Origin of the sequence: Pseudomonas sp. R3-52-08 (assembly GCF_003851745.1) — a bacterium.
GTDB lineage: Bacteria > Pseudomonadota > Gammaproteobacteria > Pseudomonadales > Pseudomonadaceae > Aquipseudomonas.
Genome location: NZ_CP027730.1, coordinates 4,877,346 through 4,897,003, shown reverse-complemented (window position 1 = coordinate 4,897,003; position 19,658 = coordinate 4,877,346). Strand labels below are relative to the sequence as shown.

The 19,658-nt window shown below is 50.1% G+C and carries 20 protein-coding genes and 1 tRNA gene; 7 read left to right on the top strand and 14 right to left on the bottom strand.

Features of this window, described 5'->3' with window-relative positions; all coding sequences use genetic code 11:
• The first annotated feature begins 83 nt into the window (after positions 1-83).
• Positions 84-719 (top strand): LysE family translocator, encoded by a 636-nt coding sequence (locus tag C4J91_RS22545; protein WP_124364316.1) that lies wholly within the window; start codon positions 84-86, stop codon positions 717-719.
• A gap of 106 nt (positions 720-825) precedes the next feature.
• Here the strand turns inward: C4J91_RS22545 and C4J91_RS22540 are convergent, their stop codons facing one another.
• From C4J91_RS22540 to C4J91_RS22525, 4 genes are all read right to left on the bottom strand, one after another.
• Positions 826-1,419 carry a LysE family translocator gene (locus C4J91_RS22540; RefSeq protein WP_124364315.1) on the bottom strand — a complete coding sequence of 198 codons (594 nt, stop codon included), beginning with the start codon at positions 1,417-1,419 and terminating at the stop codon, positions 826-828.
• A gap of 346 nt (positions 1,420-1,765) precedes the next feature.
• Positions 1,766-2,092 carry a LysE family transporter gene (locus tag C4J91_RS27905; protein WP_256658885.1) on the bottom strand — a complete coding sequence of 109 codons (327 nt, stop codon included), beginning with the start codon at positions 2,090-2,092 and terminating at the stop codon, positions 1,766-1,768.
• Between the two features lie 31 nt (positions 2,093-2,123).
• On the bottom strand, positions 2,124-3,440 hold the full coding sequence (gene glyA, locus C4J91_RS22530) for a serine hydroxymethyltransferase (protein ID WP_124364314.1): 1,317 nt from the start codon (positions 3,438-3,440) through the stop codon (positions 2,124-2,126).
• Between the two features lie 43 nt (positions 3,441-3,483).
• Entirely contained in the window at positions 3,484-4,248 is a 765-nt protein-coding gene (locus C4J91_RS22525; protein ID WP_124364313.1) for an ArpA protein, read from the bottom strand.
• 183 nt (positions 4,249-4,431) lie between these two features.
• Here C4J91_RS22525 and C4J91_RS22520 point away from each other — a divergent pair, with 183 nt between their 5' ends.
• Positions 4,432-4,887 (top strand): Lrp/AsnC family transcriptional regulator, encoded by a 456-nt coding sequence (locus C4J91_RS22520; RefSeq protein ID WP_124364312.1) that lies wholly within the window; start codon positions 4,432-4,434, stop codon positions 4,885-4,887.
• Here the strand turns inward: C4J91_RS22520 and C4J91_RS22515 are convergent.
• The gene (locus C4J91_RS22515) at positions 4,846-5,724 is read right to left on the bottom strand and encodes an NBR1-Ig-like domain-containing protein (RefSeq protein WP_256681619.1); all 879 of its coding nucleotides are present in this window, start codon (positions 5,722-5,724) and stop codon (positions 4,846-4,848) included. The genes C4J91_RS22520 and C4J91_RS22515 overlap by 42 nt on opposite strands.
• A 265-nt stretch (positions 5,725-5,989) precedes the next feature.
• On the opposite strand from C4J91_RS22515, the gene C4J91_RS22510 reads away from it, so the two are divergent.
• The gene (locus tag C4J91_RS22510; RefSeq protein WP_124364311.1) at positions 5,990-6,637 is read left to right on the top strand and encodes a LysE/ArgO family amino acid transporter; all 648 of its coding nucleotides are present in this window, start codon (positions 5,990-5,992) and stop codon (positions 6,635-6,637) included.
• On the opposite strand, the gene C4J91_RS22505 is transcribed toward C4J91_RS22510, so the two are convergent.
• From C4J91_RS22505 to C4J91_RS22470, 8 genes are all read right to left on the bottom strand, one after another.
• Positions 6,599-6,928, bottom strand: coding sequence for a hypothetical protein (locus tag C4J91_RS22505; RefSeq protein ID WP_124364310.1), 330 nt, complete (start codon positions 6,926-6,928; stop codon positions 6,599-6,601). The two genes, C4J91_RS22510 and C4J91_RS22505, sit on opposite strands and share 39 nt — an antisense overlap.
• 221 nt (positions 6,929-7,149) lie before the next feature.
• A complete protein-coding gene (locus C4J91_RS22500) occupies positions 7,150-7,530 on the bottom strand; it encodes a cupin domain-containing protein (RefSeq protein WP_124364309.1) in 381 nt (126 codons plus the stop codon).
• 121 nt (positions 7,531-7,651) lie between these two features.
• A complete protein-coding gene (locus C4J91_RS22495; protein ID WP_124364308.1) occupies positions 7,652-7,987 on the bottom strand; it encodes a hypothetical protein in 336 nt (111 codons plus the stop codon).
• Between the two features lie 947 nt (positions 7,988-8,934).
• Positions 8,935-10,056: an SEL1-like repeat protein gene (locus C4J91_RS22490; RefSeq protein ID WP_124364307.1), complete on the bottom strand. Its 1,122-nt coding sequence runs from the start codon at positions 10,054-10,056 to the stop codon at positions 8,935-8,937.
• Between the two features lie 101 nt (positions 10,057-10,157).
• Positions 10,158-10,526: a GIY-YIG nuclease family protein gene (locus C4J91_RS27900; protein WP_256681618.1), complete on the bottom strand. Its 369-nt coding sequence runs from the start codon at positions 10,524-10,526 to the stop codon at positions 10,158-10,160.
• A gap of 559 nt (positions 10,527-11,085) precedes the next feature.
• Positions 11,086-13,470, bottom strand: a complete 2,385-nt coding sequence (locus tag C4J91_RS22480; RefSeq protein ID WP_124364306.1) for an AAA family ATPase — start codon at positions 13,468-13,470, stop codon at positions 11,086-11,088.
• Complete coding sequence (locus tag C4J91_RS22475; RefSeq protein WP_124364305.1) at positions 13,463-14,161, bottom strand: ABC-three component system middle component 1; 699 nt, start codon at positions 14,159-14,161, stop codon at positions 13,463-13,465. Before C4J91_RS22475 ends, C4J91_RS22480 begins: the two co-directional genes overlap by 8 nt.
• Positions 14,158-15,807 (bottom strand): hypothetical protein, encoded by a 1,650-nt coding sequence (locus C4J91_RS22470; RefSeq protein ID WP_124364304.1) that lies wholly within the window; start codon positions 15,805-15,807, stop codon positions 14,158-14,160. The genes C4J91_RS22475 and C4J91_RS22470 overlap by 4 nt, the downstream gene beginning before the upstream one ends.
• A gap of 582 nt (positions 15,808-16,389) precedes the next feature.
• Between C4J91_RS22470 and C4J91_RS22465 the strand changes: the two genes are divergently transcribed.
• Positions 16,390-16,698, top strand: a complete 309-nt coding sequence (locus tag C4J91_RS22465) for a DUF3077 domain-containing protein (protein ID WP_065936621.1) — start codon at positions 16,390-16,392, stop codon at positions 16,696-16,698.
• 165 nt (positions 16,699-16,863) lie between these two features.
• Here the strand turns inward: C4J91_RS22465 and C4J91_RS22460 are convergent.
• A tRNA-Leu gene (locus C4J91_RS22460) sits at positions 16,864-16,948 on the bottom strand.
• 108 nt (positions 16,949-17,056) lie between these two features.
• On the opposite strand from C4J91_RS22460, the gene queA reads away from it, so the two are divergent.
• The 3 genes from queA to yajC are packed head-to-tail and all read left to right on the top strand — an operon-like array spanning position 17,057 to position 19,609.
• The gene (gene queA / locus C4J91_RS22455; RefSeq protein ID WP_124364303.1) at positions 17,057-18,106 is read left to right on the top strand and encodes a tRNA preQ1(34) S-adenosylmethionine ribosyltransferase-isomerase QueA; all 1,050 of its coding nucleotides are present in this window, start codon (positions 17,057-17,059) and stop codon (positions 18,104-18,106) included.
• A gap of 5 nt (positions 18,107-18,111) precedes the next feature.
• Positions 18,112-19,227, top strand: coding sequence for a tRNA guanosine(34) transglycosylase Tgt (gene tgt / locus C4J91_RS22450; RefSeq protein ID WP_032858353.1), 1,116 nt, complete (start codon positions 18,112-18,114; stop codon positions 19,225-19,227).
• A 43-nt stretch (positions 19,228-19,270) separates the two neighbouring features.
• Entirely contained in the window at positions 19,271-19,609 is a 339-nt protein-coding gene (gene yajC / locus C4J91_RS22445; RefSeq protein WP_003175975.1) for a preprotein translocase subunit YajC, read from the top strand.
• The last annotated feature ends 49 nt before the right edge of the window (positions 19,610-19,658 follow it).

The window sequence follows — 19,658 nt, the reverse complement described above, 5'->3', positions numbered from 1 at the left end:
TCTGTATCTAACGCGCGCATTTTGAACGCCCTACCATGGCGTCCAACCCTACAACGTTGACCACATATTTCGGGAGCCCGACCATGCCTGAACTGTCCAGTTGGCTTGCCTATGCGCTGATATCACTCGGCATGGTGCTGACGCCCGGCCCGAACATGATTTACCTCATTTCGCGCTCGATTTGCCAGGGGCGCACCGCCGGATTTATTTCCCTGGGCGGCGTTGCGTTGGGGTTTTTGGTTTATATGCTCTGCGCGGCCTTGGGCATTACGGCGTTGGTGATGGCGGTGCCCTTTGCGTACGACGCCCTGCGCTTTGGCGGGGCGCTGTACCTGGCTTATCTGGCCTGGCAGGCGATCAAACCGGGTGCCCGCTCGCCGTTCCAGGTGCAGCGCCTGCCCCAGGACAGCCCGCGCAAACTATTCACCATGGGCATGGTGACCAACCTGCTGAACCCCAAGGTGGCGGTGATGTACCTGTCGTTACTGCCGCAATTCATCGACCCGAACGGCCACGGCAGCGTGCTGATGCAATCCCTGGTGCTGGGCTTAACGCAGATTCTCATCAGCGTGAGCGTGAATGCGGTGATTGCCACGCTGGCGGGGTCCATCGCAGTGTTTTTCGTCACCCGGCCGGGGTGGCAGGTGGTGCAGCGCTTGCTGATGGGGTCGGTGTTGATGGGGTTGGCGGTGCGGATGGCAGTGGAAGGGCGGCGGTAGGCTATGGGGCGCCGCGTAACTTTATGACGAGTTTCAAGTATACGTTTTGACGGTGGGGTAGGTGGCTTTGAATGGTAGAAGCAGCGTACGAGAAACGGAAAAAATCTTAGTTCAAAACCGAACCGGCCAGGCGACCAATAAGCGTTGAGGCAAAACAAAAGAGGGTGACAGACGTGACCCGGTTGATCTTCAGAGTGGTAAACCGCGTTTGATGGAAGCCTTTAAATCGAGCACCAAAAAATATCCAGGCAGATCCCACTGAAATAGTCACCAACAAGAGAGCCGCCATGAATTCTACGTAGCTCTCCAACTCAGTGAAGGTATGAATTGGAGCAATAAATGAAACGGTCAGAAGGCCTTTAGGATTCATCAATGTCAGCAGGAAAAAATAAGGCCCGGAGAACCGATCCTTGGCTGTGTTGGTTATGCTGTTTTCGCGTTGCCACAGCTTATAAGAAATATAAAGGAGATAGCATGCTGCGCTAAATTGGACGATTTTCACGGTCAAAGGAGAGTATGCCGATAGGTAGAGTAATGTGAATCCCCACAGCGATACCTGAATCAGATAAGCAAGAGATTCGATAAAGGCAAGGCGCTGCGACACGCTGAACCCATACAGCACCCCTGCACGGAACAATAGCGTGTTAGTGGGGCCGGGTATTATTAATAGTAGTAAAAGGGCGGAAAGGGTAGCTAGCATGCGGAAATCCTCCTTAGAAAACGATCATACTGTATTTTTCTGGTTTATCTATAGAGTTAATCCGTCAGCATAAATGACCACGCTACCGTCGCGACCATTAGCACCGCGAAGCTGACGTTAAGTATTCGGCTCCAAGTGGGGTGAATGAATAATTTACGGAGCTTGCTCCCCGCAAAAAGCCAGAAAAAATCGAATATCACGCAAACCAATAGACAGATAGACGCCTTGGTAAACAGCTCCCATGTTGGCGTAACACCTAACGTAAAACTGCCTAGTAACGCAGCAAAGGCAGCGTACGCTTTAATGTTTGCTACACCCAGCACAAAACCCGCACCCAGCCCTGGACTTACCGCTGTTTGCTCATCGTTAATCGGGGGGCCGCAGCAATGGTATAAGCCAGATAAAGAATGTAAAGAATGGATACTCCAGCGAGACCAACGCCCAATAAGGGAAAACTGTGCACAAAGACATACAGCCCCGTGGAGACTACTGCCATGGCGATGACCAATCCCACGGTAATACCCACGAAAAATTGAATAGAGCGCTTCATGCCATAGGCGGCGCCACTCGCAGCCAGGGCCAGGGTGGCCGGACCGGGACTGGCGAGAAGCGCGATGGCGGCAATGGCGAATGTCAGCGTCGCCTGATAAATAGAAAATAGAGTTTCGGGCATTTACGTTTCCTGAGTACGCGAATAACAGCGGCTAGTGGGGTAATCCATGTTCGTGACAGTAGTACACCGTTCTATAATTCTTCATGAAATCGATTACACTATTTGCCACCGCCATCGGGTCTTCCCGGTGTAGTAAAATCTTTGCAATCTTCTCGGCGATCCACTCCATTTCTATCTCTTTCATTCCCAGGCGAGTCACTTCAACGGTGCCTAATCGAATACCTGTTTCTTTGTAAGGGTCGATATCCCAGGGTAGGGGCATTTCATTGGCAATGATATTGGCTGCCTCTAGGCGTTGGACAGCATCGCGACCGCAATCAAAAGGTTTTGAATCAATAACAATCTGATGAGTTTGGGTATAGCCTTGCTCCCGATAAAACGCCGTTACCCCTAGCTTATCAAGAGAGCTTGCAAGTGCTTGGGCGTTGCGAACCACCTGCGCCATGTAGACGGTCCCGTACTCCAGCAATTCGGTTGCCGCCACGGCGAGCGCGGCCACGCGATTGATTTGGTGGCTGCCAGTCAGAGTAGGGAAAATCGCCGTGTTGATGGGCGCTGTCAATTCGGGATCGTTCCAGGCAATAATCCCTCCTTGTGGGCCACTGAATGTTTTTCCGGAAGATCCAGTCATCAAGTCCGCTCCTTCTTCGAGGGGATTTTGAAATAGACCAGAACTGATCAGGCCGAGTTGATGGGCAGCGTCGAAATACACTTTCCCACCCCAGGGCGAAACGATACCTTTTATGTCCTTGATAGGAAGCGCAAACAGCGTGAGCGTCATTCCTAGTCCGATTACAGCTGGTTTCAGATCATGGGCAATCTCACTAAACCGATTAAGGTCGATCTCGCCGGTTTTGTGGATAAACGGAATATCCCAGACTTTCAGCCCTCTGACGCCCGGAGGACCATTTGTCCTGTTGCTAGTATCTCCACCCCTTATCACTGGCACCGTCATGACGTTGTCTTCGGGTCGAGTCAGTGCAGTGTAAGCAGCAAGTACCGCTGCCATCCCACCCATCAGTCTATGGTCGGCGTACTTGGCATCAAATGTCATCTTCAGGAGTTCCACGCACAACGATTCCAGTTCATCGATATTCTTCATCCCTGAAAAAAAACGATTGTCCCGGCCGATATGCCCGCCCGATGCGCGTGTTCCCACTTCACTGGAAAGGAGTGCGCGCACGGACGGGCTGGTCGGTGACTCAGCTGCCACAAGGTTGATGCACTGTTGCCCACGCCACTGCTCATTTCGTGTAACGGCGGCTCTTACCAGGTCGGCCATGGCGGAGTGTGACTGAGCTTGTTTTAATAACACGCTGGCGTTCTGAAGGCATTGGGCATCGTGCATATCTTAATCCTGTGGGGCTTATGGATAATCAGAAGGCTATGTTTCAAGTCAGGCTTTTAGCAGCCTCAGCATGTTGGTTCTCCCACCACCGATCATTACCGTGCAGGTTTCTGTCGAGGTATTTTTCATCTGCCCATGTCATGTTAAGAATGATTCGAATGGCATCTTCATTGAGTGGAATAGTGCGATGGAGGGTCGTGTCAGTACGCAGAAAATAAATATCGCCAGTTGTAAAGCCATAAGTGGCAATCGGATTATTGCACAGGATTTCGTGAATCCTGGGATTGGATTTATCCCACGTGGTGTGAGGAACGCACTGAAGCATCCCGCCTTTGGAAATGGGTGGCGTCTCGATAATCCAGATCAGTGCAAAACTGTAATCGCCCCAATGCCAGCCATGAGTGTCACCTTTACGCTCCTGTCTGGTGATCAGGTATTCTTCATCCTTGGAGACTGAAGCGACAATATTGGTATCTGCAATCAAGGACAGTGTGTTGAGTAATACTTCACTTTTGGATAGAGTGCTTATAATTGCGCTGTTTTCCGATATAAACTCGCTGCGAACGACACTCATGTATCGCGGTGTATTATCGGTAGTCGCCAGGTGTAAGTCCCTCCTTTCAATCTGACGGTCGATAAGTCCATGGACTTCATTGGTGATGCGCTGACGCAAGGTGTCGTCTACGATATCCCGCAATTTTATAAATCCATTTCGGGCAAACTCATTGCGCAGTAAGAATATCCGCTCTTCAGGGAAATTGTCGTCGTGGTGTTTTTGCAGAGTAGTAGCATCGAGTGCATGATTCATTTCAATTCCTCTAAAAGTTTAAACTGAAATATAGGCAATGTATGCCTTGCTGCCTGGCGGTACTGCGGGTGACCGTTTGAAAAAACAATAGGAGCCAATTTACAAAAAATCTATTCTTTTTTTATGAATCCATGGTATGTAAGGTTTTCATATGATTTCTTTAATTTTCGTAAGGCCTATCGTATGAAAAAGCTTACAAAAAGCGCTCAAAAATTGGACCCCATTGATCGCGCCCTTATTTTGGCTCTCTACGAAAACTCTAGGACCTCCATCCGAGCGCTCAGTCGTCAAGTGGGTCTGTCTGCTCCCGGCTGCAGCGAGCGTCTCAAACGTCTGGAGGTCGCGGGGGTCATTTCCGGGTTCAGTGTCGAACTGGATGCGCAGGCTTTAGGATATGCGCTACAGGCACTGGTTCGGGTAAAACCATTGCCGGGAAAGTTTCAAGAGATTGAGGAGTTGATCAAGAACCTTGAGGAGTGTGTCCTCTGTTACAAAATCACGGGTGATGACAGTTTTGTCTGTCATCTTTATGTTGATTCTGTACAGCACCTGGATCAAACCCTCCAGCAGATGACGCGATTAGCCGATACCAATACTTCAATAATAAAAACTGTTGAGCGGAAACTGCCTGCACTCTGAATAACTTCGCAGATGTGCAAAAAAGATATTTTTGATGTGAGTATGTTTCATGGGTTTAAGGTCTTTTAAACTTTTTGTTGCTTTGCTAGAGATGTTTAAAAAGTCAAATGCTTGTTGTGACGCGCATAAATTGATAATCGTAGTTCCGCGCGCCATCACGTTTACGATCACATGCAAAATGAACTCAGGCGCGTAGCACGGTTGCCCGTGTTCATCCTCGATCCGCCAGATGAAAGTGACTGCGCAGGTTTCCTTGGACGCGGCGAATTCCACAGTGATATGCACCGGTTGCCCAGGCAGTGTTTCTGCGATGAGGGTTTCGTTGTTAAGGCTGCGCAGGTACGTGTCCATCACGACTTCCAATGGCGCGCCCGTGGCGGTGCGTCGGGCTATGACATATTCACCGTCAACGCGTACCAGTTTTCGACCCCGCCACGGGCGTGTGCCGAGGTTCTGGATCTCCCATGTTTTCTGAAAAATTTCGCCAGGCAGCACGACGGTCTGGTCGGGCGTGGTGACGTCTGCGTTGAAGACGGCGATGTCGCTTGAATCACGCAGGCCTACAGCCCGGTTGGTGGTCGCCATTGAGTTGGAGTCAGCCGGAGCGCCCGCCAAGTCGGCGAAGTAACGGAACAGCAGCAGCGGGGAAACCTGCAGCACTTTGGCCAGTTTGATCAATGTGCGTACCGAGGGATCTTGTGGGGCGCCGCCTGCCAGCCCGTATAGGTAGGTCCGCGAAATGCCGGCCTCCTTGGCCAGGGTTGTCATGGACTTACCCAGTTCCCGGCTGCGCCGTACGACCAGGGCTCGGAGGGTGTCGCGTGTCTTGATACTCATATTCGGTTGTGATCCCCAGTCCCCGGCGAGGCTGCTCACCTTGTTCGTCAAAAAGAACAACCTGCTCGCCGCTACGTGTAATGAGCAAGGCACACTTACTCCCAACTGGCGACGTTATGAAGGACATGGATAGGTCCCTATTTTTGGTTGGCTATATCCAGTGTCGCGGTTTCTCACATGCTTGCGAACCCAGTGTGTGTTGCATTCCTTTACATCTGCCGGAACAGCCACTGACGAGCTTTTCCCGTCGGGAGTCGAACATCCCATGTTTCATTACTTCAACGCGCTCTACCTCGAAGGCCTGCTCCTGGGCATCGGTCTGTTCGCAGCCCCAGGCCCGAAAGACACCTTGGTCATCCGCCAAGGTGTCAGCCGTGGTCCCATCTGGGGAGTGGTCGCCGTCTGCGTCGTCTCCGATATGCTGTTGATCGCCGTAGGCATCACAGGTTTGGGTTCGCTATTGGACAGCCGTCCCAATCTGGTAGCGCTCTTGCTACTTTCCGGTGCGGCCTATTTGCTGTGGTTCGGTGGACAGCGCCTGCTGGCTTGCCTGCGTGACCAGTCCATGCCGAACACCCAAGTCGGCCATTCGCAACAAGGGCTGTTGCGTGCGGCAATGGTGCTGGGTTTTGCCAACCCCTATGCGTGGCTCGATACCGTCGTGCTGATCGGCTCGATCGGCGCCGCTAAACCGGCAGGCCAGCAAGCACTCTTTGCGACGGGGGCGATGACCGCGTCGCTACTGTGGTTTGTAGTGTTGGCGCTTGGCTGTCAACGCTTGACGGGGTTGTTTCGGACGCCGGTGGTGTGGCGCTGGCTGGATGCGGGCGTGGCGGTATTGATGGCGTATCTCGCCGGAATGCTGATCACCGATTCACTGGATGTCTTTCAGGTAGTCCTTGAGGGTGGTTAGCGGTGCGACCAGTGCGTCGAGCTGGTCCGTAATGTGTACGGCGGTTGCCAGTCGTTGCAGTTCGCGCCCCATTACCGTATCGGTTCCACCCAGTGCAGTCAGCGCCTGCCTGATGCACTCATTGATTTTGAGCTGAATCGTCTCTACATCCCCCTGGCGCACCAACAACCCAAACACCTCGCGGTCATACGCTTGCATCACCGGATCATCTCGCAAAACCGGACTGCCGCCGTCTGTCTCATGCACCAGCTTCAGTGCAAAAAGCGCAACCGCTTCCAGCGTCAATTCCATGGTCTCTGTTCCTGGGGCTTTAGGGGAGGGCGATGATCACTGTTCTGCGCGTGAAAAAAAAGACCCCATGTTGTGAAGCGTTTGGCAGTTGTTAGAGGCTTATGCGATACGTGGAGTAAGTGTCGCCATCCCTGAAGTATTTGCGGCTCAGTCATCGTTGCACCGGGTAATGGTCAGCCGTTATTGGGCTCAGCGTGGGCACTTCAAATAAATGCCGGCCTTCATATCCACTGATCATTCACTGCGGTACGGTCACCGCCTTCATGGCCTGTGTTCAAAATGCCGCGTGGCTCAATCATCATCAACTTGGCTTCGCCTTCGGCGGCCGTTCGGTGCTCTACGCCACGGGGGACCACATAGAGTTCACCTGGCTCTACATAAACTGGGCCACCTGGAAGGTCGATACGCAACGTTCCTTCCAGTACCAGGAAGGCCTCGTCGGTTTCGGGGTGGGAGTGCCAGATGAACTCGCCCTCGATGCGTACTACCTTGAATTGGTAGTCGTTCATTTCGGCGACGACGCGTGGGCTCCATTGTTGGTCGATGAGTGAGGCTTTCTGCTTGAGGTTTACCGGTTTTTTTTGGAGCTCTGGCAGAACCATAACGGATACTCGGTGTGGGTGAGAATCGTCAGGTTAGCGAGGGAAGGGTGGGAGGGCTTGTACGATCTTGCAAGAGGATGGCGGCACGGCAGGCCTCGTCGACATCAGAAACAAGAGGGCTTTATGGATTGATGTAGGCCTGCCGCAATCTGCCGGCGAGCCAAGATAGTGTTATCGCCGGAATTGAGAGAAAAGCCGCATACAGGATACCGACACCCAGCAAGGGGGAAGCACCAGAAGTGACCAAAATCACCGGGATCTGAGCAAGCATTACGACGGCGCCTGCGGACCACTGGGCGCTTTTTAGCATTGCTCCAAGCATCACTGACAACGCAAGCGCGGCGGGATAGATGATGGTCCAATAAATGGCCAGGTCCCAAGGCTCCTTAGCTGCTGTGATTAATGAAACAACAGTCCAAAAAAGCAGGGACACAACGCAGGTAGCAGTGAATGCCATGATTTCCTATTTCACTTCGTCGAAAGATCGTTGGACGCAATCGAAAACCTGAAAAAGGGGGCGGATTAATTTCCCTTGAAATAAATCCGTCCTCTTTTAATGCCCGGTGCAACAGAATGCAGGCAATCAAAACCTTAATAGGGAAAGCGGGTCAACCATGAAAACAACACGGGCGGCAATTCTTCTGGTACTCACCGCCGTCGCAGGCCTGAACGGTTGCTATGACTACCGCAGTGGCAAGCATTGGAGCGTCACAAACGACCGCGATTGGAAGCGGGTGACCCCCGTGGAGTGGGTCAATCAGTCCTGCCACTCACCCGTCACGGTCTCGACTGTAAGGGCCGGCGGAAGCTACGTTCATTCGCTGTTCCTTATTCCGCTAGGGTTTGGGGGGGGAACTGGTAACCTGCCAACCACCTCTTTTTTTGTCACGGGAGAAGGTTTGACCGGCCACTGTGACAGCACGGCGTTGGCCGTATCTGTGAATGGGCGCACGCGCAATGACACGACCGTTTCAGCCTGTTCAAAAACCCCGGACTGCTGCGCAATATCCGTCCCTGTCAGTCGCGGTGACATGGAGTCGGTGCAAGTCGCGATCAATAAAACCGGTGCGTCTTGCAGCTATGCCCCACTGTTGCTCAATAGCTGGCGGCATGTTTGCCTGCGGGAGACCCGATTTGGTGGATCGAGCGGATGCGACTACTGAATAGCCCGAAAAGGGGACAGTGTGATCGTTCCCTCGCTCCGCGTGGGAATGCATCCCGTGACGCTCCGCGTCACCATTGCGCAAGTGCCGGATGTTGCGCTGAAAGCAGGACGCGGAGCGTCCGGGGTGGGGTCGCAATCTGTACCACGAGGCCTAACTAGCCGCCGCAATCAATCCGCGTCGTTCCAAAGCCACTTGCGTCCCCTTTGCTCTTATGGACGCTGTTTTCGCTTTGGCCGGCTTACTGCCCGCTCGTTATATCCGCCATCAGTCCTTCAAGCCCTTCCGGAGTTGAATAGAGGTTTTCCAGCGCCGAAACCCCGTCCAACTGGCTTGGCGATAGAGATTTTTCTTCGTGCCCAAGCTGGCCGCGCATTTCATCTTCATTTTTAGGCAGCTTACGTCTCAACGCTACGCGTAAAAGCGCGCACGCCTTGAGCTTGTTAGGTTCGAAACCTCGGCCGGTGTCCATCTGCACCGCGAGGATCGCGGTTGCAAATGCGTGTCCCTGCGCCGCAGCCTTGAGCAGCCACCGATTACCTGTCGGGTAGTCGACCGGTATTTCATCACCCTTGCTATAGAGAAAGCCGAGAATGAACTGCGCATCGGTCCGGCCTTGTTCGGCGGCACGGGTAAACCACTGCACTGCGGCGGGCACATCCTTGGGCGTGCCGCTGCCACTGAGCGTCGCGGCGCCCATCATTTCGTAAGCCTTGGCATTGCCGGTGCCGGCTGCTTGGGCAAGTAGCTTGACCGAGCGCTCAAGATCAACGGGTGCGCCTCTGCCCTGCGCGTAAAGCGTTGCCAGTTGTATGAGTGACTCGGCATCCCCTTGAGCACTGCCCTTACTTGCCCATGCGAACGCCTGCTGATCGCTGACCTCAACGCCATCACCTCGGTAGTAACGCCTGGAGAGGTCTCCTTGCGCTCTGGCATGTCCTTGTTCGGCGGCTTTCTGAAACCACATGGCTGCTTGGGCAAAACTCCTGGGTTGATCCTGGCCTGCAATATTGGAAATACCCAGGAAATACTGTGCATCAGGATTTCCATGCTCGGCCGCCCGAGTGATCCACTCCAGGCCCTTGGAATGATTCACCGCTACGCCACGCCCGTAGTAAGTGAAAATGCCGGTTTTATACTCAGCGACAGCTTCGCCGTTTTCAGCGGCGCGCAAATACCACTCTGCAGCCTTGACCGGGTTTTTATCGACCACGATGCCTTCGTCGTAGAAAGCACCAATCAACAGCGTGACGCTTTGCGGACTGCGCCATACGGTGATAGCGAATGTGATTAAAAGATAGGCCAGTAAGCCCAGGAGCAAAGCAACCAAAGGAAGGGCAAGCCGGCGCAATTTCGAATCCATTCGTGAGGTGTGGAGGGGCAGTGTAGCGATGGTGGTGTGCAGGGGCGTAGCGTTGCACAAAAATATGAACGGAAGGGGAAGGACTTATTTTTCTCTAGAATTCAGTTTCCGTTCAACCCGCTATCGCGAGTCAGCAGGCGGCGTTTCCAGTGGATCTCCTTCAGCATCATTTCTTCTTTGCCGGTGTGCTTGTCTGCGATCTCAAGGATGCTGAACCTGAAATTGTCCGCGAAATCCTTGCCACGCTTCGTATGCAGATCTCTGATTCGTACGTTTCCACCATGCCCGCTATTGGCGTAGTTCGACCATCGATCCCATAGACCGCCCGTACCGGTCGCTGAGCCGACATACAGCTGTTCCTCACCCTTCGAGCGGTCAGAAATCAAGTAAACGCCCGCCACGGTGGACAGGGCTGTCTGCCAGGATTCCAAGGCTTGGTTGACGATGATTTTCAACTCAGCGTGGGACACGTCCACTCTTGAAACCGGGGAACCTGCCAACCGTCATTGGTTTTTCCAGAATGGAGGACACGACCACTTCTGAGGCAGGTTTCCAGCCAAGATAATCGGGGCTTTATGTAGTCGAGGATCAAGCGTCCTTCCAGTTCGGCAAATCCAGGCACACGGAGATAGTCGTAAACGAAGTCCCGGTTCTCCTTCTTGCCCTTCGTATCATTCAGCTTCAAAGAGTCGTACACGCCTGCCAGGAGCCATTTTTTCGTGCCTAGTAGTTCGACCAGACCGATCACATATTCACACTAAAAATTGCGTCGGGACCGCCACGATTGCCACTCGTCAAAATCTCCCGCCAAGTACACGTCCACTGGATGTTCGTCCATTGTGCTGGGCGAGATGCACCTTCGTGTTTGGGATCGTGAGAGAGGGGAGGAGGCTCGTTAGAAGTTGAATCAGCATGGGATGGCTCTGGTGAGTAGTAGAGGGTAATCGCCAAGGATTTGCTTGAGTCGCGTAGGACTTCATCTAAAAGGGGGAACCTCATTTTTCACATTTACCTAAGTTGAGGTAGTGGTCAGCTGAATGTAGCAGACTTGTTTTTTAAATTGACACGTTCAACTCTATTGCCGGAACGTATAAATTTATAATTTATGTAGCTCGACGTGTTGGCGTCGTGAGTGGAAAGAATAAATTGGTGACTGTGGAATTCATATCTAAGTAGTTGCGTCAAAGATGCCATATTTATCTCGTCCATAGATTGCATAGGGTCATCAATTAATACGCAGTTTAAGTGTGAAGGGTAAAGCTTGTTCATAGCGAGAGCGAAAGAAATAATTAACCCCGAAAGTTGCCCTGAACTCATTGTATACCATGCGTCGTGGTCGTCATCTCGCTCAGAGCAGAATCTTATATATGGTATAGATCCTTTAGTGTCGGAATCTAAAGTCTTTAAGAAAATCCCAGTTCCTTCTGGGCGAGTTTGCAATACTTTGGAACTGTACACATAGAAAGGAATTGCTATTTTTGCTGCGACATTTGTCTCGTAACTTTGAATTTCCTTTTTGTAAATGTTGAAAATCTCTGAAATGGACGCCCTTCTTTGTGAGATTTTACTCAGTCTATCACGAGCTTTTATTTGCTGAGATGAATTGTCGCTAATGTTGGCGCTTGTATTGGTGAAGTCTATAAAGGAAAGGTAGTTGTAATCGGATTTTATGTCGTGCCCAGTTAACTTCTCTAGGCTAACCTTGTTGATTTGCAAATTTTTTGCTGCGGATACGATCTCTTTGTAGTTTGGGACGTCATCACCAATGTAAAGCTTTAGTTTATTGATCTCAGTTCTTAGCGCTATTAGTTGCGATTCATAGTTTTCATTAAAAAGCATAATGTTTTGATCGATAATGGAGCTTAAGTCGATTTTTTTTTCGATAATCCAAGATTGTACTTTTTTAAATTTCTCAAATCTTTCTTCATTGATTAGTTTTTGGTCGAAAAAGTTTTTTTGGTGCGTAGTGCAGTACTTCGAGTATTTGGAGATTAAGCGCTGGCACTTTTTAATGGTTTTAAGTATCAATAGCGGGAGAAGTTGTTCAATGATTTCATTGATTCGAAGTGTGCTGTTGGAGGCGCTTCTCATGAGGGTCAGATGATGTTGGTCTATTTCTGAAATAAGTTGAGATAATCCTCCTTCCTTTAGATCGCCACACAGTGGGCAATGTGTTTGGTATTCTGCGATTGAAGGCAATACTGCCTTATAGGCCTCTATAAGAGAGCTTCGACTTGAATTCAATTTATCTAAAGCATTGTAAAGACCGCCGCTTTTCGAACGTTCGCTCTTGAGTTCGCTCAGAAGTTGGAATGTGCTTTGGTCAGGTGGGAAATTTGACGTAATTGTTATTAATAGCTTTTCGCTTACGGTGTTTTGATCTTCATCATAAGATGCTATGATTTTTTTTGCGGTGTCGATTTTTTTTTGTAAAGTTAGCCATTTGCTATGAGCTTTATAAATTTTTTGTAAGTCGGCATATGATGCGGCAGCTCCCAGGCGTATCAGATCGTTTAGTTGCTGTTCACGCTCTGAGAGTAGGACGTCAACAGTATTGTTTGATATTATTGCGGAATACTTATCTGGAGCGTCAGCTATTGATCTTAGTGTGTCTAGCTCAGTCTTTAAATATTTAATTTGATCAGTGTTCAATGAAAGTATACTTGGCTGCAGTATTAGTTCGCAGACTCCAGAAGGTTCTGCTTTCGTTTGTTCAGGTTCAGATTTGGCTGAGAGTTTTAGGGCTTGTTTTTCAAGCTCTTCGAGATCCGCTTTTGATCTTTTGTATAAAACATCTAAGCTTTTTTTAAGGTTTTCTAGCTTTTCAGAATCTTGAGCTTGTGACTCGGTCCCAAACAACTGGCTTAGTTGTTTGTGCCTGTTGCCCTCATTGTTGTTTTTTAAGAAGCCTGCAGTCTCTTCTTGTTGGATATAATGCTGGATGTGAAATAGTGAGTCCATAGATTTTAGGTTTATTATATTTCCGAGAATCTCCGAAGTCAGAGGTAACCATTGGGCTTGTGATTCCCAATCCGATCTATATTCTCTAGAAATACTTAACTTATAATCTCGGATAGACGCCTTTACGCCTTTAATGTCAGCAGGTATGCAGGTTTGTATTACGATGGTGTTTCTTGTTTTTGTATTGATTAGTTCTAACAGTATTGTTGTTTTGTTGGCGTTATTAAATTTTAATATATGCGAGTTTTTCGCTTTTGGATCATTTGATCCTGTCGAAGATTCAAATCTCGATATTTTTCCCGTAAAACATAACTCGATAGCATCAAATAAAGTGGTTTTTCCAAAGCCATTAGGACCATCCAGAATTATGGTGTCAACCTCCGAAAAATCTAAGAAAAATCTTTTACTTATTGATTTGAAGTTTTCTATTTCAAAACGGCCTATTTTATACATCCTCCTCAATCTCCTGTTTTGCGATCCATGCTTCTAAGGCATCTAAGTCATTTACGTCAAGGCTAAGTGCTTCTTTGCAAACTTTGGTTAAATCTCGTAGTTGCAGTTTAAAGTCGATATCCGCGCTCAAATCTATTTGATCTTCAGGCTTCAAGTTGTACGTTAAGAAGGGGAGCTTTGTGTAGATTTTTATGGCAATACTAAAGAGGGATGTCGTACCGTTGTCTCTGAAATTTATGAAGTGCTCATTGCTATGCACTATTTGTTCGAGAGTCGCTTTTAGTGTGCTATTGGCGTTGGCATTATGAGCGTCTGCTAGAAACGCGATCTCCTCCTCGGTATAGGCTAAAACACTCTTTTTAAAATAATAGGGGTTCTCTTCTATTTCAGATATTTTTCTATTTAAAGAAATTGCCTGTGAAGGTGTAGGTTTTTGATGGCGTTTTATCAATATCAAATTAGTGTTTTTTTCGGCACCTTCTACAGATGAGAAGAAACTGCCTAATGATGAGTGTATTTCAGATTGTAATTCATCTATTTTTTCACTGCTTTCGCTCGTGAAGTCTTTTATGATGAAGAATTCATCTTGGAGTGTGCCGGATCTACGATAAAGCCTTGCGTCAGAAATGTCTATCTGCTCGACCCGGGTATACCCTGAGTCATTAAATAGTAATTCAATTAAGTTTATCATTTGACACCGTTAATGCTATTTGCTGCGTCTAGTATGGATATTAAGCGAGTTGAGAGTTTATCTCCGAATTTTGGGAGTCTTTTGGCCTCTTCATCCTCATAATCGTTCCCTACTTTTGGTGGCTCGACTAATGTATTTGTCGACTCACCTTGTTTTGTTCTGATTGCGATGAAATGGTAATTGTAGATCAACGAGTCTACGATACTATCGTTCGTGCAGGCATCTGTTATGCGTTGTGATATTTTGCTATACGTTCTATCTGATGACCCGATTTCGTGTTCGACATTTATACAGCTAGGAGAGTATCTAAGGCTGTTAGAGCAAGTTGGGTGAAACTCTTTTGGCACCTCTAAAAGAGACATGATGAAATTTAGAAATACATTCTTAAAGTCAGATGTCTGTAATATTTCACCATAGTATAGATCTATAGGAGCAGTTCTTTTTATGTGCGGCGATGATTGTTGTATTTTTGTTAAAAGCTCTGTAGGTGTCATTTTTTTTATTATATTGTTTTCATACTCTAGCAAGTTGTGCAGTTTTTTTGAGAGAATTGATCTCTCCTCGTCTAGTGCTGGAATGCTTTGTATTTCTTCCTCTATTGTCTCTTTTATGGTAAGTACTGTTTTTGCTATGGTTTGTTCCGCCCTAATTGCGTAATAGGCCGTATCTTGATCTCGAAGCTCGCGTAGTAAAGTATCTATGATTGCGGCGAACTGAAAAGGGGTCACCGTTCTCCTGAACTTGCCAACGCTATAACCGTCTTTAATATTGGTGTGTCTAATGCGGACATGTTCGTCAATAGATTCCAGTAGAGCTCCCATGTAGCAAATGAAACTTTTTTCATTTATTATCGTTATTTCCTCAGGGGAGATTATTTCTTTTATAGCTTTTATTTTTTGTAAAATCGATTCGTTTAGCTCTGTGTCATTCAATGCCAATCTATAAGGGCAGTTTGGACTTTGTCTGAAAAAGATGTTGTAACCGTCCAGCGTCCTGTCTGTAGAATTTGGAGCGATTTCTTTTGAGGACCATGTGTAGTCTTGTAGGTTTTTACTAGGTTCTGAAATGGCATTAGCTGAATGTATATAGTTAGGAACTTTGTCGCTGTAAGCGTTTTTCAGTAGTTGGGCATAATCATTGAGACAGCTTTTGACCACCTCTTGTAGAGCGGGAGCGATGTTGCAAAGATTTTTCTCCCAGTTAGGCAATGGGCAGTTACTGGAGGATATGATCTTCTGCTTGACAAGATCGTTTATTAATTGCTCTGAGGTTTTTTCCGGGTCGTCTATTTCATAAATAGTTAAGTAGTTGAGCAGATCACTTTTGGAAATCGCACCCTGTCGGCGAGTAAGAATCGTATCTATGGCATCCCTGTAAGAACCGAAGTTGGATTCCTTAAAGTTTTTTACCTGATGTAGCGATTCGTAATTTAACCCGTTTTTTATAGAAAAGTCTTCGAGCCATTCATACTCAAGCGAAATGTTTTCGAAGTCTTTTGTGAAGGCATATTTGTCATAAGGTTTTATGACAAGATAGCTTAGTATTTTCGTAAGTGCGGTATTTAAACCGACCTTGCCTTGATAGTTAAAGCCATTCCAGGAAGGGCTAGCGTCATGAAGTGATGATTTAATTCCATTTTGAGTCATCTGAATGATGCCGTAGATTCTGTTCGGGGATTGTTTATTAAAACATTACTCTATCTGTTGCTTTGATGTCAAACTGATATCTCGGTCGACGTTTTGTGCGGAGTTGAAAGTGGATTTGATTATTTTTTGAAAAAAATCAGCATGAAAAATCAAAGCTGGTTTGCGAAATTTCTATTGTTTTTTATAGATTATTTATCAGCAGAGCTGGCACGAAAAATTTTGTGACATAGACAGCTTTTCAACTGAATCAACGATGGGATACTTTTCATCGTCGCTAAAAATTAGCGACCGGGTCTGGAAACCCGTGGGTATGGGCGTGCAGGCGCCATCATTTTTCACGACCACTGGCACTCTTTTTGTGCCAGCATATGCGTGTTATGGCGGCTGTGCGTGGGAGACTTTCGAGTCTGCCGGGTTTGCCTATTACCCCCGGTTTCCAGCCTGCGCACGGCTGTCACCATTCGCCTGGAAACGAATGATGCAGCTCTCTCGAAAAATGGGAGCTATACCAATGAATCGTTGTGATAAATCTTACGCTCACTGCACCATCGTCAGCACCTTCACGCCGTTTGGAGGTGCCCAATGATCAACCCACCCCTCAACAAAACCCTGGGCGTCATCACCTTTTCCACCTGCGGCAAACAGCCCAACCTCCACCGTCTATTTCGCGTCAATTCCGGCGTGCCCATCCGCGATGCCTTGGAGCACGCCTCCGAGCTTCTCCACTGTTCAAAAATGCTGGCATTGGATGCAGCAATGGACAAAAGCGCAGATCGCTATGCCTGGGCAGCGCATTATTTGGGTGAGATGGCGAAGGCGGTGGTGGATGATTTGGCGAATGGAATGTTGCCGAATGGGGTGACGGAGGAGGGTGATTCGGTTGGTGTGTAGGCAGGTGGTTTGAGGGTGTGTGGGCTGGCGTCTTCGCAGGCAAGCCAGCTCCTACAGTGGATCGTGTTTCAGGTCGGTAATGGGCGGTGAGCGATGAATCAGCCGACCACCCACTTTTCTACAGACGAAAAAAAAGACCTTGAATTTCAAGGTCTTTTTTTAAGATGGTGCCCCGAGGGAGACTCGAACTCCCACTCCTTTCGAAAACGGATTTTGAATCCGCCGCGTCTACCAATTCCGCCATCAGGGCTCAATGGCGGCGAAGTATAGAGATGAGATTACCGTTGGTCAATCACGTTTCATGGTCAATTTTGACTATTTCCGCTAGACTTCCCGGCCCTGCTAGACGAACCCCATCATGCGCGTTGCTGACTTTACTTTTGAGCTCCCTGATTCGCTGATCGCTCGCCACCCGTTGGCCGAGCGTCGCGCCAGTCGACTGCTGACCCTGGACGGGCCGAGCGGTGCCCTCGCACACCGTCAATTCACTGATTTGCTTGAGCATTTGCGCCCGGGCGATTTGATGGTGTTCAACAATACCCGGGTGATTCCGGCGCGGCTGTTTGGCCAGAAAGCCTCCGGCGGCAAGCTGGAAATTCTGGTGGAGCGGGTGCTGGACAGCCATCGCGTGCTGGCCCATGTGCGCTCCAGCAAGTCGCCGAAACCGGGGTCGAGTATCTTGATCGATGGCGGTGGCGAGGCCGAGATGGTCGCGCGTCATGACGCCTTGTTCGAGCTCAAGTTTGCCGAAGAGGTGTTGCCGCTGCTGGAACGCGTCGGCCATATGCCGTTGCCTCCTTATATAGACCGTCCCGATGAAGACTCGGATCGCGAGCGCTATCAGACGGTGTACTCCCAGCGCCTCGGTGCGGTGGCGGCGCCGACGGCCGGGTTGCATTTCGATCAGCCGCTGCTGGATGCCATCGCCGCCAAGGGCGTCGAAAGCGCCTATGTGACCCTGCACGTGGGGGCCGGTACGTTTCAGCCGGTGCGTGTGGAGAACATCGAAGACCACCACATGCACAACGAATGGCTGGAAGTCAGCCAGGACGTTGTGGATGCGGTCAATGCGTGCAAGGCGCGCGGTGGCCGTGTGGTGGCCGTGGGCACCACTAGCGTGCGCTCGCTGGAGAGCGCGGCGCGTGATGGCGTGCTCAAGCCGTTCAGCGGCGACACCGATATCTTCATTTATCCAGGCCGGCCGTTCCATGTGGTCGATTGCCTGGTGACCAACTTCCATTTGCCGGAATCCACGCTGTTGATGCTGGTGTCGGCATTTGCCGGTTACCCGGAAACCATGGCTGCTTATCAAGCGGCCATCGCCAACGAGTACCGCTTTTTCAGCTACGGTGATGCGATGTTTATCACCCGCAACCCGGCGCCGCGCGGCCCTGAGGACAACTTATGAGTCGTATGTCGTTTGAATTATTGGCCACCGACGGCAAGGCCCGTCGTGGTCGCCTGACTTTCCCGCGCGGCACCGTGGAGACCCCGGCGTTCATGCCGGTCGGCACCTATGGCACCGTCAAGGGCATGCTGCCCCGTGACATCGTCGCCACTGGCGCCGAGATCATCCTCGGCAACACCTTCCATCTGTGGCTGCGCCCGGGCACGGAAGTGATCAAGAAGCACGGCGACCTGCATGACTTCATGAAGTGGCAGGGCCCGATCCTCACCGACTCCGGTGGTTTCCAGGTGTTCAGCCTGGGCGCCATGCGCAAGATCAAGGAAGAGGGCGTGACCTTCGCCTCGCCGGTAGACGGTTCCAAGGTGTTCATGGGCCCGGAAGAATCGATGCAGGTGCAGCGCGACCTGGGCTCCGACATCGTGATGATTTTTGACGAGTGCACGCCGTACCCGGCTGACGAAGACGTCGCGCGTATTTCCATGGAGCTGTCGTTGCGTTGGGCGCAGCGTTCGAAGAATGCCCATGGCGATAACACCGCGGCGTTGTTCGGTATCGTCCAGGGCGGCATGCACGAAAGCCTGCGCAAGCGCTCGCTGGAAGGCCTCGACAAGATCGGCTTTGACGGCCTGGCCATCGGCGGTTTGTCGGTGGGCGAGCCCAAGCACGAAATGATCAAGGTGCTGGATTACCTGCCGGGCCTGATGCCGTCTGACAAACCTCGTTACCTTATGGGCGTTGGCAAACCGGAAGATCTCGTAGAGGGTGTGCGCCGCGGTGTGGACATGTTCGATTGCGTGATGCCAACCCGTAATGCCCGCAATGGGCATCTGTTCATCGATACAGGCGTGCTGAAGATCCGTAACGCGTTCCATCGCCATGATGATTCGCCGCTGGATCCCACCTGTGACTGCTACACCTGCCAGAACTTCTCCCGTGCTTATCTGCACCATCTGGACAAGTGCGGGGAAATGCTGGGTAGCATGTTGAATACCATCCACAATTTGCGTCATTACCAAGTCCTGATGGCTGGTTTGCGCGAGGCTATTCAACAGGGTACATTGGCCGCCTTCGTCGATGCCTTCTATGCCAAGCGCGGGCTCCCTGTGCCGCCCTTGGACTGAGTTTCCCGACCCTAAGATTCACTATTTGCAACTGGAGTGCTAAATGAGCTTTTTTATCTCTAACGCCATGGCTGACGCCGCTGCGCCTGCCGCTGCCGGCCCGATGGGCGGTGGTTTCGAGTGGATTTTCCTGGTCGGCTTCCTGGTCATCTTCTACCTGATGATCTGGCGTCCACAGGCCAAGCGCGCCAAAGAGCAGAAAAACCTGCTGGGCAGCCTGCAGAAAGGCGACGAAGTCGTGACCACTGGCGGTATCGCCGGCAAGATCACCAAGGTTTCCGATGCTTTCGTGGTACTGGAAGTCTCCGACACCGTGGAAATGAAGTTCCAGAAGGGCGCCATCGCCGCCACGCTGCCTAAAGGCACGCTCAAAGCGATCTAAGTAACAACCTTTACCAATCGACGGGGCGCGCAAGGCGCCCCGCGTTATA